We start from the raw sequence: 17,571 nt of genomic DNA on the forward strand, positions 1-17,571 counted from the left end.
GCGCGGTGGCGGCAGCAGCGGCGGTGGCCAGCACCAGGGACAGAGCGAGTGCGCTACGACGGATCATGGGAGTTCCTCCTGAGCGGCAAGGGGGCGCCGCTCGCAGGAGAGATAATGCAGAGGCCGTGCCAACTTTTAAGTCATTGATTTTTAAATTAATCTTGTGCTGACATGGCGTCGGCGGTGTCTCCGTTCCATCCACACCTGTCCGCTTTGCGGACAGGTGTGGATTGGAAGGGGATTGGGGATTAGGGATTGGGGATTGGTAAAAGCGGATGCCGCGGCCTGATGTCAGGCGCTTTCACGAATCCCCAATCCCAAATCCCCAATCCCGGCGGCGCGCGCCAGCGCGCCGCCTACAACCCATACTCGTCGAGCTTGCGATACAGCAGCTGGCGATGGATGCCGAGCCGGCGCGCGGCCTCGGCGCGGTTGCCGTGGGCCTGGGTCAGCGCCGCCTGGATCATCTGCCGTTCCAGTTGCGCGATCGCCTGCGGCAGGGTCAGCGCGTCGGTATCGAGCGTCGTGGGCGTCTCGGCGGGCTGGGCCAGCAGTTCGTCCAGGTCGTGCGCCTCGACCACCGGCGCGCGCACCAGCACCTGGCAGCGCTGCATGGCGTTGCGCAACTCGCGCACATTGCCCGGCCAGGGATAGGCGCGCAGGCGCGCCTGCGCTGCCGTCGATAGGGTCTGCGGGGCGCTGGCACCGGCGGCGAGGAAATGCTGGGCGAGCAGCAGGATGTCGTCGCCACGCTCGCGCAACGGCGGCAGTTCGATCGGCACCACGTTGAGCCGGTAGCGCAGGTCGCTGCGGAAGCGCCCGGCGTCCACCGCCTGCAGCAGGTCGCGATGGGTGGCGGCGATCACCCGCACATCCACCTTCTGCGCGCCGCGCCCGCCCAGCGGCGAGACCTCGCCTTCCTGCAGGAAACGCAGCAGCTTGGCCTGCATCGGCAAGGGCATGTCGCCGATCTCGTCGAGGAACAGGGTACCGCCGTCGGCGTCGCGGATCAGGCCGTTGCGGTCGCTCACCGCGCCGGAAAACGCGCCCTTGCGGTAGCCGAACAGCTCGCTCTCCATCAGCTCGGCGGGAATCGCCGCGCAATTGATCGCCACGAACGGCTGCGCGGCACGGGCGCTGGCACGGTGCAGCGCGCGCGCCGCCAGTTCCTTGCCGGTGCCGGTTTCGCCGGTGATCAGCACCGGCAGGTCGGACGCGGCGGCCAGGCCGATGCGCTTGTGCACGGTTCGCATCGCCGCGCTGTGGCCGAGCAGCGCGTCGTCTTCCTCGGCGGGCATGGCCGCTGCGGCGTCCGGCGCGGCGTCGCCGCGGCTGCGCAGGGCGCGCTCGACCACCTCGGCGATATCGGCGCGGCCCACCGGCTTGACCAGGTGATCGAAGGCGCCGAGCTTCATCGCCTCGATGGTGTTGCCGCTGGACGCATGCGCGGTGAGCATCACCAGCGGCACGCGCATGGCCTGCGCGTCGTCCTGGCGCGCACGCATCAGTGCGATGCCGTCCATGCCGGGCATGCGGAAATCGACGAAGGCCAGGTCGAGGCCGCCCTCGCCCAGGCGCGCCAGGCCCTCGCGCGGATCGGCCACGGCCACGACATCGTGGCCGAACGAGCGCAGCGTGGCCTGCAGGGTGCTGAGGAAGGCCAGGTCGTCGTCGATGATCAGGATGCGCGCCATGGCAGCTCCAGGCTGAACTCGGTGATGCCGTCGCGATGCGTGTAGTGCGCCTCGCCGCCATGGGCGCGGGCGATCTCGCGCACCAGCGCCAGGCCCAGGCCGTTGCCGTCGCTGCGGCCGCTGGCGAACGGTTCGAACAGATGCGCGGCCACCGGCGCCGGCACCGGCTCGCCCTGGTTGCGCACGCGCAGGTGCAGCAGGTCGTTCTCGGCCTGCGCCGCCAACGTGACCTCGGTGCCGGGCGCGGCGTGCTGCAGCGCATTGCGCAGCAGGTTGTGCAGGGCGCGCGCGGCCTGCTGCGGATCCAGCATCCACTGCTCCGGCGCCGCTTGCAGGCGCAGCGCGATCGGCGGTGTCTGCCCGTCCCAGTCGGCCGGGTCCAGCAGCGCCTGCAGCCACGGTTGCAGCGCCACCGTCTGCCGGTGCAGGCGGATCGGCTGGACCATGCCGAGCAGGCTTTCCACCACGCCGTCCAGGCGCTGGATCTGCGCCAGCATCAGTTGCGCCTGGGCGTCGTCGGCGCCGTCCGCGTGCGCGGCGATCTGGTTTTCCAGCACCAGGCGCAGGGTCGCGATCGGGTTGCGGATTTCGTGCGCCACGGTCGCGGTCATGCGCCCCAGCGCGGCCAGGCGTTCGTGCCGCGACAGCTCCTCGCCGAGCCGGCGGGTCTCGGCCAGGGCCTGCGCGCTGCGTTGCGCATAGTCGGTGACCGCGGCGCCGAGCCGGTCCAGTTCCGGCGAACCGGTACGCGGGATCTGCGGTACCTCGGCCGGCGTCGCCAGGGCCTGCTGGATGCCCTGCAGGCGCTGGCTCCAGCGCCGCACCACCCAGCCCAGCGCCAGCGCCGACACCACCACCAGCGCCAGGATCAGCGCCATCCCCAGCGCCAGCGGCAGACTGGCGGCGGCGTCGCTGGAGGCCACGCGGGTCATGGCCCAGGCCGCGGCATTGCGGTCCAGCGGGCAGGCCGCGATCAGCAGGCTCTCGCGCTGCCCGTCGCGGCGGTAGTCGACCGTGTGCTGCGCCTCCACCCCGCGCTGCACGGTGGACACAATGACGTTGCGCTCGGCCGAGGGCACGTCGGTCTTGTGCTCGGTCCCGTCGTAGGTCGGATAGGCATAGGCGACGAAGCCGCGCTGGCGGTCCCAGAAGCCGCCTTCCACGCCGGCGGCATCGGCCAGCACCAGCTGCGACACCACCGCCGCCAGGCCGGTGCCGTCGCTGCCGTGGGCAGCGGCGCTGGCGCCGTTGTAGCGCTGCACCATGCGCGTGCACACCTCGCGCAACCCGGCCTGCGCGCGTTCGCTGCGCACGCCCTCGCTGTGCCGGTACAGCCCGACCAGCACCACCGCCATGCCCACGCAGGCGGCGACGATGACGATCCAGATCAGCAGCAGTTGCCGCAACAGCGAACGGGGCATGGACGTCCTTGGGCGCAACGGAAGAGGCGGGGCGAACCGCGGCGATCGTAACCGCGCCTCGGTGCCTGCGGCGACTCAGCGCAGGTTGGTCTTGACCAGTTCCATCACCTCGTCGCCGCGTCCGCTCATCACCGCGCGCAGCAGGTACAGGCCCATGCCCTTGGCCTGTTCCAGCTTGACCGCCGGCGGGATCGCCAACTCCTGGCTAGCCACGCGCACGTCCACCAGCGCCGGGCCGGGATGCGCGAACGCCTCTCGCAAGGCCGGCTCCAGTTGCGCCGATTCGTCCACGCGCAGGCCCAGGATGCCCATGGCGTTGCTCATCGCCGCGAAGTCCGGATTGCTCAGGTCGGTGCCGGTATCCAGGTAGCCGGCCGACTTCATTTCCATCGCCACGAAGCCGAGCGAGCCGTTGTTGTAGACCACCACCTTCACCGGCAGGCCGAGCTGGGCCAGGGTGATGAAGTCGCCCATCAGCATGGTGAAACCGCCATCGCCGGACAGCGAGATCACCTGCCGGCGTGGGAACTGCGCCTGCGCGCCCAACGCCTGCGGCATCGCATTGGCCATCGAGCCGTGGTTGAACGAGCCGAGCAGGCGGCGCTGGCCGTTCATGGTCAGGTAGCGCGCCGCCCACACCGTCGGCGTGCCGACGTCGCAGGTGAAGATCGCATCGGCGTCGGCGAGCGCATCGACCATGCGCGTGACGAACTGCGGATGCAACGGCTCGCCGGGGGCCGAGGCCACCGCCAGGTCGTCCAGGCCCTCGCGCGCCTTGCGGTAGTGAGCCAGCGACTTCTCCAGGAAGCCGCGGTCCTCGCGACGCTGCAGGCGCGGCAGCAGCGCGGCGATGGTCTCGCGCACGTCGGCGGCGATGCCCAGTTGCAGCGGCGTGCGCCGCCCCAGCGCGGCCGGGTCGTTGTCGACCTGCACGATGGTGGCGTCCTTGGGATAGAACTGCCGGTACGGGAAATCGGTGCCGAGCATCAGCAGCGTGTCGCAGTTGAGCATGGCCTGGTAGCCGGAACTGAAGCCGATCAGGCCGGTCATGCCGACGTCGAACGGGTTGTCCCACTCCACATGTTCCTTGCCGCGCAGCGCATGCACGATCGGCGCGCCGAGCGCGTCGGCCAGCGCCACCACCTCGTCGTGCGCGCCGGCGCAGCCGCTGCCGCACAGCAAGGTGGTGGCCTTGCTCGCCTGCAGCAGATCGGCCAGCTTCGCCACGTCGGCGTCGGCCGGCAGGATGCGCGGCGCGGCCAGCGCCGGCCACGTCGTCGGCGTGCCCTTGGGCATTTCCTGCAGGGCGACGTCGCCGGGGATCACCACCACCGCCACGCCGCGGCGCAGGATCGCGGTGCGCATCGCCCGCTGCAGCACTTCCGGCATCTGCGCCGGGTTGGTCACCAGTTCGACGTAGTGGCTGCACTCGCGGAACAGTTCCTGCGGATGCGTCTCCTGGAAATAGCTCAGGCCGATCTCCGAGGACGGAATGTGCGCGGCGATCGCCAGCACCGGCTGGTGGCTGCGGTGGCAATCGAACAGGCCGTTGATCAGATGCAGGTTGCCCGGGCCGCAACTGCCGGCGCACACCGCCAGCTTGCCGCTGACCACGGCTTCGGCGCCGGCGGCGAAGGCGGCCACTTCCTCGTGGCGCACGTGCATCCACTCGATGCTGTCCATCTGCCGCAGCGCGTCGGTCAAGCCGTTGAGGCTGTCGCCGGTCACGCCCCAGATCCGCTCCACGCCCGCGCTGTGCAGGGTTTCGGCGAGCAGGCGAGCCATGGTCTGCTTGGACATACGTGCTGATCTCCGGGTGGGGAGCGGCATGGTCGCATCGTGCGCGTTACCGACGCGTGGCGCAGCAGATGCAGCCGGCGCCTGCCGCCCCCATGTTCAGCGCACGGTGCGGCTAGTCTTCGCCGCGTGCAGCGGCGGCATCGTGCGCCGCATTGTCCGCATCATCCTCGTGATAGCCACCCGGCGTGGCGGCCTTGCCATGCGCGCCGCCGGCATGTGCGCCGGTGGCGCCATACGTTCCGGCCTGGCCCAGGTTGGGCTGGCTGCGCCCGCTGCGGTCCTCGCCGTGATTCTGCGGCGTAGGCGCCTGCGGCGGCGGTATGGGCTGCGACGGCACGTCGCGGTCGCGACCGCGCGGCACGCCGCTGCCGGCGGACACATCGCCCTGCGTGCCGCGGTAGGCGGCCTGGCGGACATCGTGCGTGCCGGTGGGAGGTGAAGTGCGCTGCGTCATGACGATCTCCTGCAGAAGCGTGTGAGCGGATCACGCTAGGCCGGCGCACGTTAGCCGGCATGCAAGTTGCGATGAAGGCCGCGCGAGCAGTGACCGGGACGCCGATCGGCACGCCCACGCCGCACGCACGCGACCTGCACGCCTGCGCCACCCGCGCTGGCCGACGCTGGCCGTTCCTTCCGCACTGGAGCCCTGCGATGTCCGGTCTACTCTGGAAACTTGCGCTGGCCGGCACGGCTTACGCCGCCATCCGCGCCTATCGCCGCAACACCCACACCACCATGGCCGACGCGGCCTCGTCCATGCCACCAGCCGAACTGGATGACGGTCGGGCCACGCCGCCGCATGGCGACACCCTGCAGGGCGCCGAGCGCGCCTCGACGACTGCGACCACAGACGATCCGGACGGCGCCGTGCCGGCCTGATCCCTGCAACGCGCAGCGGCGTGTCGCGCGCTCACCGCCGACACGCTGCTTCCGCCATCCGCAGGGCGCGGGCGTCAGCTCAGCCTTTGGGGCGATCGTGGGTCTCGCGGCCATCGCCGTGGCGCGCATTGCGCGCACGCAGTTCCTCGCCGGCCTTGCGCGCCAGTTCCTCGTATTGCTTGCGGATTTCTTCCAGCCGCTTCTCGTCCAGCTCTTCCAGGTCCAGCAGCTCGTTGTTGGCCTTGGCGCTGACCCGGATCAGCTCGTCGAGCTTGATCTGCATCGCCGCGGTGTCGGCGTTCTGGGTGTGCTGGATCAGGAACACCATCAGGAAAGTGATGATGGTGGTGCCGGTGTTGATGACCAGCTGCCAGGTGTCGTTGAAGCCGAACACCGGGCCGCTGAGGCCCCAGATGAGCACGATCGCCACGGCGATGCAGAACGTCCATGGCGTGCCGGCCGCATAGGACGCTTTTTTAGCGACGACATTGAACAGCTTGGCAGGTTTCATCGCAGGCCCTCCTGCAACGGGAGATGCCTGCAACGCCGTGCCCGGCATGTGCAGGCCACCAGGATGATCTGAAGCGCGCCGTGAGCGAGGCGTGCATATCGCGCCAGCGCCGGGCAAATGAAAAAGGCGGGGTCGCCCCCGCCTGTTTGCTTGACCTGTGCGCGAGGCTCAGCCGGCCTGTTGCGTCGCCGGCTGCAGCGCGCGCACCGGGCGTGGCCGGCTCGGGAAGGCGTGGCGCAGGATCCGCCACACCACTTGGCCGAACTGCCGCGGCAGCGAGCCGGTGTTGTAGTGCTGGCCGTAGCGCGCGCAGATCTCGCGCACCTGCACCGCCAGCGCCGCATAGCGGTTGGCCGGCACGTCCGGGAAGAAATGGTGCTCGATCTGGTGGCTGAGGTTGCCCGACAGCACGTTCAGCAGCTTGCCGCCGGCCAGGTTGGAGGAACCGCGCAGTTGCCGCAGGTACCAATGGCCGCGCGACTCGTTCTTGATCGACTCCTTGGGGAAGGTCTCGGCGTCGGCGGTGAAGTGGCCGCAGAAGATGATCACGAAGGTCCAGATGCTGCGCAGCACGTTGGCGGCCAGGTTGCCCAGCAGCACCGGCAGGAAGAACGGGCCGGCCAGCGCCGGAAACAGGATGTAGTCCTTGAAGATCTGCCGGCCCATCTTGCGCCCGACCGGCAGGAACGTCCGCTTCAATTCGCCGCGCTTCATCTTGCCGGCCAGCCAGCGGCCCAGGCGCAGGTCCTGAATCGCCACGCCCCATTCGAACAGCAGCGCGAACACCACCGCGATGAACGGCTGCGCCAGGTAGAACGGGCGCCAGCGCTGCTCGGGGAAGATGCGCAGCAGGCCATAGCCGATGTCGTCGTCCATGCCGCGCACGTTGGTGTAGGTGTGGTGCTTGAAGTTGTGCGTCTTGCGCCAGTTGTCGCCGGTGGCGACGATGTCCCACTCGTAGGTGTTGCCGTTCAGGTGCGTATCGCCCATCCAGTCGTACTGGCCGTGCATCACGTTGTGGCCCAGTTCCATGTTCTCCAGGATCTTGGACAGGGTCAGCAGCAGCACGCCGGCGATCCACGCCGGCACCAGCACGCTGTGCACGAAGGCGCCGAGGAACAGCAACCCACGGCCGGCCACGCCGGTGTAGCGCACCGCGGCGACGATGCGGCGGATGTAGCGCGCGTCGCGCGCGCCCAGGTCGGCCAGGGTGCGCATGCGCAGCGCATCCAGTTCGTCGCCGAAGGCCTGCAGTTCGGCCGGGGTGAGTGCGCGGTTGCGGGGAGCCGCCATGGGGAAGTCCTTCAGAGGTCCAGGGTCAGGTCGCTGCTGGCGCTGTTGACGCACAGCTTCAGCGAACCGGGTTCGGCGGCGTGGGCGCCGCTGAGCAGATCACGGGTGACGCCGGCCTGCTTGCCGCAGGCGCAGCTGTTGCAGATGCCCATGCGGCAGCCGTGCTTGGGCCGCAGGCCCTCCGCTTCCAGTGCGGTCAGCAGCGACTGGCCGCGCGGCAGCTGCAGCACGCGGCCGCTGCGCGCCAGGGTCACCGCCACGGTGCCCTGCTCGACATCGGCCGGGGCCGGCGGCGGGCTGAACGCTTCGGCCTGGAAGCGGGCCACGCGGTGCTGCAGGCGCGCACGCGCGGACTGCACGAAGCCGCCCGGGCCACAGGCCATCACCTGCGCCTGCTCCAGGCCGCCCAGAGCGTCGAGCGGCAGCGTGTCCACGCGCGGCGCCGGCGTTTCGCCTTCGCCGGTGATGGCCAGGTGCAGGCGGAAACGCGGATGCGTCGCGGCCAGCGCCTGCAGTTCGTCGCGGAAGCAGACCTGGTCGTGGCGCCGCGCCCAGTACAGCAGGTCGACGTCGGCCGGCATGCCGGCATCGGCCAGTTGCCGCAGCAGCGCACGCATCGGGGTGATGCCGCTGCCGGCGGCCAGCAGCAGCCAGCGGCCGTGCGGCGCGGTCGGCAGCACCATCTCGCCATAGGCCTGGCCGAGTTCGAACACCTCGCCGATGCGCGCCGCGCCGGCCAGGTACTGGCTGACCCGGCCGCCGTCGACGGTCTTGACCGTGATCGCCAGGCGCCCGCCCGGCAACGGCGTGGGACTGTAGCTGCGCAGCAGCCGGCGGCCGTCGATCTCCACGCCCAGTTCCACGTGCTGGCCGGCACGCAGGCCGCGCCAGTGGCGGTTGGGCTGCAGCACCAGGGTCACCGCGTCGCTGCTGGCGGCCTCGCGCTGCACCAGCCGGGCGCGCGGGCGCTGCCAGGTCCACAGCGGATGCAGGCGGGTGGACCAGAAATCGAACACGTCCGGCTTGACCCAGGCGCGCAGGGCGCGGGCGGCTGGGCGGAGCTTGGCGGGACGGCGGGCAGCGTTCATGGGGTCCACTATACAGATGAAGATACAGATGTCTATACAGTTGTGCATTCAGCAATGGCGTTATCATCCCCCATTGCCTGGCCCGGTCTGCCCATGACGACGCTCTCCCCTCCCCCGTCCGCGGACACGCCGAACGCCCGCAAGGGCGCGATCTCGCGCGAGGACCTGCTGGCCGCGGCGCTGAAGCTGATCGGGCCGCACCGCAGCGTGTCCACGTTGAGCCTGCGCGAGGTGACCCGCGAAGCCGGCATCGCCCCCAACAGCTTCTACCGCCAGTTCCGCGACATGGACGAGCTGGCGGTGGCGCTGATCGACCTGGCCGGCAGCTCGCTGCGCACCATCATCGGCCAGGCGCGGCAGCGTGCCGCCGGAAACCGCCGCAGCATCATCCTCAGTTCCGTTGAGACTTTCATGGAACAGTTGCGCGCCGACGACAAGCTGCTGCACGTCCTGTTACGCGAGGGCACGGTCGGCTCGGACGCGTTCAAGCATGCGGTGGACCGCGAGCTGAACTATTTCGAGGACGAACTGCGGGTGGACCTGATCCGCCTGGCCGCGCTGGAAGGCGCGCCGCTGCACGAGCCGGCGCTGGTGTCCAAGGCGATCACCCGGCTGGTGTTCGCGATGGGCGCCACCGCGATGGACCTGCCGCCGGAGAAGGATCCGGAGCTGATCCGGCAGATCACCGCGATGCTGCGCATGATCATCGTCGGCGCGCGCACGCTCGCCGCCGGCTGAGTTCGCGGCGCCGCGGCGTCGCCACCGCAGACAGCCATCGGCACGGGCGCTTGCCCGCATCGTGACATGCCGCCGACATGGCCTTGGCCCCGGCTTTACCTGCGCCTGCCCACCCTCGTTGGACATCCCCCAACGAGGCATGCACATGGCCGTTCCGAACTATCCGTCGCCGCCGTTCAAGGCCCAGCAGCAATCCTTCCCCGGCAAGACCCAGGCCATGGATCCGAAACCGGACCACGGTGAAGACAGCTATGTCGGCCACGGCCTGCTGCAGGGCAAGCGCACCCTGATCACCGGCGGCGACAGCGGCATCGGCGCCGCGGTGGCGATCGCCTATGCGCGCGAAGGCGCCGACGTCGCCATCGCCTATCTGCCCGACGAGCAGGACGACGCCGAGCGCATCGGCAAGCTGGTCGAGGATGCCGGCGTGCGCGTGCTGCTGCATCCGTGCGACATCAGCGACCGCGCGCAGGCCGAAACCCTGATCAAGACCGTGACCGACGCCTTCGGCGGCCTCGACGTATTGGTCAACAACGCGGCCTACCAACGCTATTTCCATAGCTTCGACGAGATCACCCTCGACGAATGGGAGAAAACCTTCGCCACCAACGTGCATGCACCATTCCACCTGGTGCGGCTGGCACTGCCGCACATGCCCGAGGGCGGGTCGATCATCAACACCGCCTCGGTGAACTCGAAGAAGCCCACGCCCAACATCCTGCCGTACTCGGCGACCAAGGGCGCGCTGGCCAACCTGACCATCGGCCTGGCCGGCCTGCTCGCCGAGAAGAAGATCCGCGTCAACGCGGTGCTGCCGGGCCCGATCTGGACTCCGTTCATTCCCACCGGCATGGATGAGGAATCGGTGCGCACCTTCGGCGAGCAGACGCCGTTCGGCCGTCCTGGCCAGCCGGCGGAACTGGCCTCGGCCTATGTGCTGTTGGCTGCGGATACCTCGAGCTATACCTCGGGCACGTTGCTGACCATCTCGGGTGGCGCGGTGACGCTGTAAGGCCGGGAATCGTAAGTGGGGAATCGGGAATGGGAAAAGCGCTGCGGGCTGGCGGCGCTGTAGGTGCGGCTCTCGCCGCGAGAGGCCTTATCCTGATGTTGTCGCTGTGATCCTCACGCAAGCACACGCATCGCGCCTGCGGCTGTCTCGTTAGCAGGCCACAGATCCAGCGCACTCCCCTCTTTAGGAGCGGCTTCAGTCGCGACAGGCATTCCCATGAAGGCCTGTCACGACCGAAGCCGCTCCTTCGAGCGCAAGCGCAAAAGACATGCAGCACCCGCGCATCACGCGTATCGCCACCGTGTACATCTCCTCACACGGCATCTCGCACGGCATTCACTCTGCGCTGCAACTGCTCTAACGGCGGCGAGTCTAGGTTGATCGCACAGGGGAAAAACACACGGACGCGCGATGCGATGCAGGTGCGTCGCGCACACCATCTGGAGCGATACCCATGACCCGAAGCAACACCGAACGCTTGTTGAAGTGGCTGCAGGACGCCTACGCCATGGAGCAGGAGGCCAACACCATGCTCACTGCCACCGCCGGCCGCCTGGAGCACTACCCGCAGCTGAAAGCGCGCATCGAGCAGCACGTCAACGAAACCCGCGATCAATCCGAACAGGTCAAGCGCTGCATCGAGATCCTGGACGGCTCGATCCCGACGATCAAGGGCACCGTCGCCAGCGTAATGGCCTCGGTGCACGCCGCCGGCAATTCGATGATGAGCGACGAGGTGGCCAAGAGCCTGGGTGTGAGCTACGCCTTCGAGCATATGGAGATCGCCAGCTACCGCTCCCTGGTGATCGCCGCCAAGGAAGCCGGGCAGACCGAGATCGCCGACATCTGCGCCGCCATCCTCGACCAGGAAATCGCCATGGCCGAATGGCTGATCGAGCACCAGGAAGCCACGATCCTGGCGTTCCTGAAGCGCGAACGCACCGAAGGCGAAACCGCCAAGCACTGAGCGTCGTCGTGCACCGCACGACGCGTGCGCATTCCCCCGCAGCACCCACCATCATCGACCGGAGACTCCCCATGGCCGTCAAGACCATCGACGAATTGTTCATCCACGAGCTGTCGGACATCTACAGCGCCGAGAAGCAGCTGACCAAGGCCCTGCCGCGGCTGGCGCGCGCCTCCACCAACCCGGCGCTGCGCGCGGCGTTTGAAGCGCACCTGGAGGAAACCCAGGGCCAGATCGAACGCATCGACCAGATCGTCGAGAAGGGCAACCTGCGCCTGAAGCGGATCAAGTGCGCCGCCATGGAAGGCCTGGTGGAAGAAGGCAAGGAAGTGATCGAGTCGATCGAAGCCGGCCCGGTGCGCGATGCCGCGTTGATCGGCGGCGCGCAGAAGGTCGAGCATTACGAGATCGCCTCCTACGGCACACTTGCCGCCATGGCCAAGCAGTTGGGCATGGACGATGCGTTGAGCCGGCTGTTGGAAACGCTCAATGAAGAGAAGTCCACCGACGAGAAGCTGACCCTGCTGGCCGAGCAGGGGGGCAACGAAGAAGCGGCACGCAAGCGCAAGGCGGCCTGACCGCCCCGGCTGCGGCCCGCCGGCGCGGGTCGCAGCGTCCGTCCCAGACGCCTATCCCCCACGCGCGACCGTCGGTCGCGCCATTGCGTCGTCACGACGTTCGGGCGGGACTCCAGGAGAACCCCATGTTCATGCACAACAAGCGGCTGATGTACACGGTCCGCGTGGCACAACCCGATCCGGCGCTGGCCTCGCTGATGCTGGAACAGTTCGGCGGCCCGCAAGGCGAGCTCGCCGCGGCGATGCGCTACTTCACCCAGGCCATCGGCGAGGTCGATCCCGGCCGCAAGGATCTGCTCTACGACATCGCCACCGAGGAGCTCAGCCACCTGGAAATCATCGGCTCGATCATCGCCATGCTCAATCAGGGGCCGAAGGCGGTGCTGTCCGAAGGCATGGCCGAAGCCGAGGACATGCGTAACCTCACCCTCAACAACAACACCAGCCAGACCCAGCAGATTCTCTACGGCGGCGGCCCGGCGCTGGTCAATTCCAGTGGCGTGCCGTGGAGCGCGGCCTACGTGGACAGTATCGGCGAGCCGACGGCCGACCTGCGCTCCAACATCGCCGCCGAAGCGCGCGCCAAGATCGTCTACGAGCGCCTGATCAACGTCACCGACGATCCGGGCATCGTCGATGCGCTGACCTTCCTGATGACCCGCGAGGTAGCGCACCAGAAATCCTTCGAGAAGGCGCTGTACGCGATCGAGCCGAACTTCCCGCCAGGCAAGCTGCCGGGCGATCCGGCCTTCACCGATCGCTACTACGACATGTCGCAGGGCGACGGCGACATGCAGGGGCCCTGGAACAGCGGCAGCCAATGGGAGTCCATTGCCGACCGCAATCGCCAGGTGGCGGTGGATGGCGGCAGCGGGATGCCCAGCGTGGGCCTGAGCGAACTGGAACAGAGCGCAGTGCAGGCGCTGGCGGCGCGTACGCTGTCGCAGCCGGACAGCGACCCGACCACCGGTGCCGACCTGGGCGCCGGCCCGGGTGCCGGTTCGACCAAGGGCAGCGTGGCGCGCTAGCGCTTCACTGCAGGTTCCACCGCAACGACGCCGAACGCCGCGACGCACAAGCATCGCGGCGTTCGCATGTCTGGGCCATTGCCCGTGGTCGACACCGCCCGCGGCGCCGCGATCAATCGCCGGTCTGCCGATGCGGCGCGTGCACCGGCTTGGATTGCGGGGAATCCTTCTGCCGCAGCAAGATGCTCAACACCACCAGCGCAAACACCGCCAGGAACTCGCTCTGCCAGTTCTGCATCGATTCGAACCAGAACTGCGCGCCGCTGGCGTGTTCCCAGAAGGACGGCGGCGGCCGATGCTGCATGGCCTGCTCGGCCACCTCGTGGCGCCAACTGCCCAGTGCATGCAGGACGAAGCTGAGCAGGAACAGCGCACCGAAGGCCAGTGCCAGCGAGCGCTCGTACAGCGCCAGCCAGATGCCGCCGGCGCGCACCGGCCACGGCGCCGGGCCCGGCGCGACGGCGTCGTCCTCCTGCCCTGGCGACAGCGGCCGCGACTCGGCCGAGCCCCACTGGCGCAGCTTCACCGTCAGCACCACGTACATGCCCATCTGCAGGAACTCGCTCTCCCAGTTCTCGAACAGCGCGCCGATGAAGTGCCCGCTGTGCAGGTACTGCCACATCGGCAGCGCCGCCAGTCCCTGCTGGCGCAGTTCCTCGTTGTAGGCCTGATGGCCGCTCAACGCCTGAGCGGCCATGAACAGCAGGCTCAGCGCCAGCAACACGATCGACAGGCTGTTGCGTTTCCAGAACATCGACTCGGCTCCTCCTCCACCGCCGCACTGCCGGCGCGCCGTCGCTGCGACCATAGGCAGCCACAGGCAAAAAGTGGATGAAAAAGCTGGGGCGATACGCCTCGGATGCGAGGCGATGCCATCACCTGCAGGAGCGGCCACGGCGTGGCGGCAGGCGCCACCACGCCGCACTGGCTCAGAACTCTTCCCACTCCGCGCTGTCCGCCGGCACGCCCTGGATCGGGCGTGGCTTGGCCGCCGCTTGCCGCACCGGGACCGTCGGCTTGGGCTTGGTGGCGACGGCGACAGCCCGCACCGCCGGCCTGGCCGGCTGCGGCCTTGCCGCGATCGCTGGTGCCACGCTGATGGCGGCGCCGCCGGCGAGGCGGAACACCGCCACCGCGCGCGCCAGTTCCGCCGCCTGGTCTTCCATGCTCTTGGCCGCCGCGCTGGCTTCTTCCACCAATGCCGCGTTCTGCTGGGTGCCCTCGTCCAGCTGCATCACCGTCTTGCTGACCTGGTCGATGCCCGCGCTCTGCTCGGCGCTGGCCGCGGAGATCTCGGCCATGATGTCGGTGACCCGCTTCACCGAGGCGACCACCTCGGTCATGGTGGTGCCGGCGCGGTTGACCAGGGTCGAGCCCTGCTCCACTTCCTGCACCGAGTCGGAGATCAGGGTCTTGATCTCCTTGGCCGCGGCTGCCGAACGCTGCGCCAGCGAGCGCACTTCCGAGGCCACCACGGCGAAGCCGCGGCCCTGTTCGCCGGCGCGTGCCGCTTCCACCGCCGCATTGAGCGCGAGGATGTTGGTCTGGAAGGCGATGCCGTCGAACGCCGATGATGTCGGCGATGCGCGCGGACGCGGCGCTGATCGAGGCCATGGTCGCCACCACTTCCTCCACCGCGCGGCCGCCGTGCTCGGCCACCTCGCCGGTGCTCAGCACCAGCTGGTTGGCCTGGCGCGCGCTGTCGGCGTTCTGCTTCACGGTGGACGTCAGCTCCTCCATCGAGGCGGCGGTTTCTTCCAGGCTAGCCGCCTGCTGCTCGGTGCGTACCGACAGGTCGCTGTTGCCGCTGGCGATCTCGCTGGCGGCGGTGTTGATCGAGCCGACCGCGCGCTGGATGCCCTGCACGATGCCGGTCAGTTGCTCGGCGGTGCGGTTGGCGGCGTCGGCGAGCTTGCCGAACGCGCCTTCGTAGCGCACGTCCACGCGCTGCGACAGGTCGCCATCGGCGATCGCCCCCATGATCCGGCCGACGTCGGCCAGGCCGCTGTCGGCCTGGCGCATCAGCCGGTTCAGCGCTTCCACCATTTCCTTGAACGCGAACGCGTAGCGCGCCTCGTCGCCACGTGCGGTGAAGTCGCCGCGGGCGGCCGCGTCGGCCAGCCGCGCGATGTCGCCGTTGACCGCCGACAGGTTCGCCTTGACCACGTCCAGCGCCTCGTGCAGTGCGGCGCGCTGTCCCGGCAGCCGGCGCATGTCGCGGCGCAGGTCGCCGCGACCGTACTCGTCCATGATCGCCATCGCTTCGACGATGGCGTCCAGGTGTTCGAACAGCGCCGTGTTCATGCCGTGCGCAAGCGTGCCGTAGTCGCCTGGGAAATCCTCCGGCATGCGGTGGCTGATGTCCTCGCCCTGCTGCAGCCGCACCAGGATCTGCATCTCGCCGTTGAAGCGCTGCAGCTGGGTTTGCATCTGCTGCATGCTGGTCATCAGCTGCCCGGTCTCGTCGCGCGACTCGACCTTGATAGGATTGTCGAAGCGGCCCGAGGCGATCGCTTCGGCGGTCCGCGTGGCGCCGCGCAGCGGCGCGACGATGGCGCCGGCGATCAGCCAGCACAGGCCCACGACCAGCGCCACCAGGCCACCACCGATCACGGTGAGGATCTTGGTGAAGCCCATCGCCTGGGCCTGGATGTCCTCGGCATACACGCCCATCGCCAGCACCCAGTTCCACTGCGGGTACAGCGCGGCGTAGCTGATCTTCGGCAGCTGCACCGACTTGCCGGGCTTGGGCGCGGTGTAGTAGCTGAAACCGTCGCCGCTGCGCACCGCCGTCTGGATGTCGCGGTACACGTACTCGCCGGCATCGCTCCTGTAGCCGCTCATGTCGGTGCCGACCGCGCGCTTGGGATGCATGACGATGCGCATCTGCGGGTCGACGATGAAGAAGTAGTCCACGCCGCCGTTGGTCTTCATGTCGGCCAGCGCGCCCTTGGCCGCTGCCTGCGCCTGCGCCTGCGTCATCTCGCCGCGCTTGGCCAGATCGGCGTAGTGCTGCATCACGCTCAGGCCCATGTCGACCTGGGTCTTGACGCTTTGCTTGCGCGCATCGATCAGGTTGAGATATTGCAGGCGCGCCGCGGCAACGGCGAGCAGGATCACGCCGAGCGCGATCAGCGTGCACAGCACGATGAACTTGCGCGCCATGGGCAGATTGGCGACATGGCGGCGCAGAAATTGGATGGGATTCATGGCGTAGAAAGCAGAGAACGGAATTTTGTATCGGCCAGCGCGCGCTCGAACTTGAACTGCGAAGTGCTTCGCCAGAGCAACGCGCACCACAGTTTCACGCTGCAGCCGGCTTCCGTCAGGCCAGTGCGGCATCCATTGGCGCGCTCGCGGACGGCACGCCGGCGGCGTGCGACTCCCACACCAGGCGATGGAAATCGAAGCCCTGCTGCAAGCGCGGCTTGACCACGTTGAAGTACGGCGAGACGTCGAAATCGCGCGGCAGCGTCAGGCTGTGATGGCGCGGATGCAGGATCTCCGCGTCTTCTCCGGCATCGCTTCCCGTCGGCGGCGCCTGGTCGATTTCCGGCAGGATGGGATAGCGGATCGCGCCGAACGCCTGCGCCAGCAACGTCGAGCAGATCGCCCGGGTCGGCTCGCCGCTGCCCAGCTCCAGGAAGCGCCGCTTCACCGACGACGGCAGCGGCGGCGTGCGGATCAGGTAGCGCGCCAGGTCGAAGATGTTCTTCAGGTCGTAGCTGTTGCCGACCCGCGAGACCATGTACTCCACCACGGTCTCGATCTCCTGCGCGCTCAACCCCACCGGACGGCAGATGCGGGTGTGCAGGCCGGCGAACTCGCTCAATCCCACCAGGCGCACGCCGACGTTGATGTCGACATCGCAGAACAGCGGCGCTTCCTCGCCGGGAAGCGCGGCCACGTGGTCGCCGATGTACAGCGCCGCGTGCGACCAGGTGGACTGGCTCAGGTACTTGATGGCGGTGGAGAAGCGGCTGTTGCCCTCGACCAGCAGCACGTCGCCCTTGCGCAGCGTGGCACGCAACAGCTGCGGCGGGCTGGTCGGCAGTTGCGAGCCATGGCGGCGCGGCTTGGACAGGAACTTGGCCAGGTGGCGGCCCAGCAAACGTGGCAAGGACAGCATGCGCGTTCCCCCCGAGGGACGGCCGCTTCGGCGAAACGGCTCCGCTATCCGCAATGGCGGCCATGCGCTGGATTTCTTGAATGGCGTGCCGGCGCCAGCGACCGGCTCACGGTTGCCGCAGGATCGACAGCTCCACGAACTGCGCGCTGCTGGAGCGCAGGTAGACCGCATAGCGGCCACGGCCCGGCACTTGCAGCAGAAAGCGGTCTCCCGGCACCGGCTGGAGCTTGTCGACCGCGGCCGCACCCAGCGGCGCGATCCGCAGCCGCACCTTGGCATCGTCCTGCGCTGGCGTGAGATTGGCGATGGTCAGCGCGCCATCGAAGAGGGTGCGGCTCTCGCCCGGCAACAGACTCAGCATCAGCGACATCGCCGCGGCCTTGGCGTCGCAGGCACCGGCCTGCGCCTCGGCCAGCTGCCGCTGTAGCGGCTT

At 68.7% G+C, this 17,571-nt stretch carries 16 protein-coding genes and 1 pseudogene; 6 read left to right on the forward strand and 11 right to left on the reverse strand.

What is annotated here, in order from left to right:
* Window positions 1–356: 356 nt before the first annotated feature.
* From D180_RS10990 to D180_RS11005, 4 genes are all read right to left on the reverse strand, one after another.
* Complete coding sequence (locus tag D180_RS10990) at window positions 357–1,694, reverse strand: sigma-54 dependent transcriptional regulator (RefSeq protein WP_017912834.1); 1,338 nt, start codon at window positions 1,692–1,694, stop codon at window positions 357–359.
* Window positions 1,679–3,115 carry a HAMP domain-containing sensor histidine kinase gene (locus D180_RS10995; RefSeq protein ID WP_017912835.1) on the reverse strand — a complete coding sequence of 479 codons (1,437 nt, stop codon included), beginning with the start codon at window positions 3,113–3,115 and terminating at the stop codon, window positions 1,679–1,681. The genes D180_RS10990 and D180_RS10995 overlap by 16 nt, the downstream gene beginning before the upstream one ends.
* 75 nt (window positions 3,116–3,190) lie before the next feature.
* Complete coding sequence (gene poxB / locus D180_RS11000) at window positions 3,191–4,900, reverse strand: ubiquinone-dependent pyruvate dehydrogenase (protein ID WP_198526545.1); 1,710 nt, start codon at window positions 4,898–4,900, stop codon at window positions 3,191–3,193.
* Window positions 4,901–5,027: 127 nt separating this feature from the next.
* Window positions 5,028–5,369: a hypothetical protein gene (locus D180_RS11005; RefSeq protein ID WP_017912837.1), complete on the reverse strand. Its 342-nt coding sequence runs from the start codon at window positions 5,367–5,369 to the stop codon at window positions 5,028–5,030.
* Window positions 5,370–5,566: 197 nt separating this feature from the next.
* On the opposite strand from D180_RS11005, the gene D180_RS11010 reads away from it, so the two are divergent.
* Window positions 5,567–5,794, forward strand: a complete 228-nt coding sequence (locus D180_RS11010; RefSeq protein WP_017910124.1) for a hypothetical protein — start codon at window positions 5,567–5,569, stop codon at window positions 5,792–5,794.
* A 79-nt stretch (window positions 5,795–5,873) separates the two neighbouring features.
* Here D180_RS11010 and D180_RS11015 read toward each other — a convergent pair whose 3' ends face one another.
* The 3 genes from D180_RS11015 to D180_RS11025 all read right to left on the reverse strand — a co-directional run bounded on the left by D180_RS11015 (window position 5,874) and on the right by D180_RS11025 (window position 8,686).
* Window positions 5,874–6,305 carry a low affinity iron permease family protein gene (locus D180_RS11015; protein ID WP_017912838.1) on the reverse strand — a complete coding sequence of 144 codons (432 nt, stop codon included), beginning with the start codon at window positions 6,303–6,305 and terminating at the stop codon, window positions 5,874–5,876.
* A 168-nt stretch (window positions 6,306–6,473) separates the two neighbouring features.
* Window positions 6,474–7,598, reverse strand: a complete 1,125-nt coding sequence (locus D180_RS11020; protein ID WP_017912839.1) for an acyl-CoA desaturase — start codon at window positions 7,596–7,598, stop codon at window positions 6,474–6,476.
* An 11-nt stretch (window positions 7,599–7,609) separates the two neighbouring features.
* Window positions 7,610–8,686, reverse strand: a complete 1,077-nt coding sequence (locus D180_RS11025; protein ID WP_017912840.1) for a ferredoxin reductase — start codon at window positions 8,684–8,686, stop codon at window positions 7,610–7,612.
* A 93-nt stretch (window positions 8,687–8,779) separates the two neighbouring features.
* On the opposite strand from D180_RS11025, the gene fabR reads away from it, so the two are divergent.
* From fabR to D180_RS11050, 5 genes are all read left to right on the forward strand, one after another.
* Window positions 8,780–9,424, forward strand: a complete 645-nt coding sequence (fabR, locus tag D180_RS11030; RefSeq protein WP_017912841.1) for an HTH-type transcriptional repressor FabR — start codon at window positions 8,780–8,782, stop codon at window positions 9,422–9,424.
* A gap of 145 nt (window positions 9,425–9,569) precedes the next feature.
* A complete protein-coding gene (locus tag D180_RS11035; RefSeq protein WP_017910119.1) occupies window positions 9,570–10,436 on the forward strand; it encodes an SDR family oxidoreductase in 867 nt (288 codons plus the stop codon).
* 454 nt (window positions 10,437–10,890) lie between these two features.
* Window positions 10,891–11,403, forward strand: a complete 513-nt coding sequence (locus D180_RS11040) for a ferritin-like domain-containing protein (protein ID WP_017910118.1) — start codon at window positions 10,891–10,893, stop codon at window positions 11,401–11,403.
* 71 nt (window positions 11,404–11,474) lie between these two features.
* Window positions 11,475–11,981, forward strand: a complete 507-nt coding sequence (locus D180_RS11045) for a ferritin-like domain-containing protein (RefSeq protein WP_017912844.1) — start codon at window positions 11,475–11,477, stop codon at window positions 11,979–11,981.
* Window positions 11,982–12,106: 125 nt separating this feature from the next.
* The gene (locus tag D180_RS11050) at window positions 12,107–13,009 is read left to right on the forward strand and encodes a manganese catalase family protein (protein ID WP_017912845.1); all 903 of its coding nucleotides are present in this window, start codon (window positions 12,107–12,109) and stop codon (window positions 13,007–13,009) included.
* A gap of 112 nt (window positions 13,010–13,121) precedes the next feature.
* Here D180_RS11050 and D180_RS11055 read toward each other — a convergent pair whose 3' ends face one another.
* From D180_RS11055 to D180_RS11070, 4 genes and pseudogenes are all read right to left on the reverse strand, one after another.
* The gene (locus D180_RS11055; protein ID WP_017912846.1) at window positions 13,122–13,763 is read right to left on the reverse strand and encodes a DUF6766 family protein; all 642 of its coding nucleotides are present in this window, start codon (window positions 13,761–13,763) and stop codon (window positions 13,122–13,124) included.
* Between the two features lie 175 nt (window positions 13,764–13,938).
* Window positions 13,939–16,201: pseudogene (locus tag D180_RS11060) on the reverse strand (methyl-accepting chemotaxis protein).
* Between the two features lie 133 nt (window positions 16,202–16,334).
* A complete protein-coding gene (locus D180_RS11065; protein WP_017912847.1) occupies window positions 16,335–17,138 on the reverse strand; it encodes a YiiX/YebB-like N1pC/P60 family cysteine hydrolase in 804 nt (267 codons plus the stop codon).
* Between the two features lie 106 nt (window positions 17,139–17,244).
* The coding region (locus D180_RS11070) for a hypothetical protein (RefSeq protein ID WP_043090826.1) at window positions 17,245–17,571 on the reverse strand (327 nt) is incomplete at its 5' end.

Origin of the sequence: Xanthomonas sp. SHU 166, assembly GCF_000364685.1 — a bacterium.
Classification (GTDB): domain Bacteria; phylum Pseudomonadota; class Gammaproteobacteria; order Xanthomonadales; family Xanthomonadaceae; genus Xanthomonas_A; species Xanthomonas_A sontii.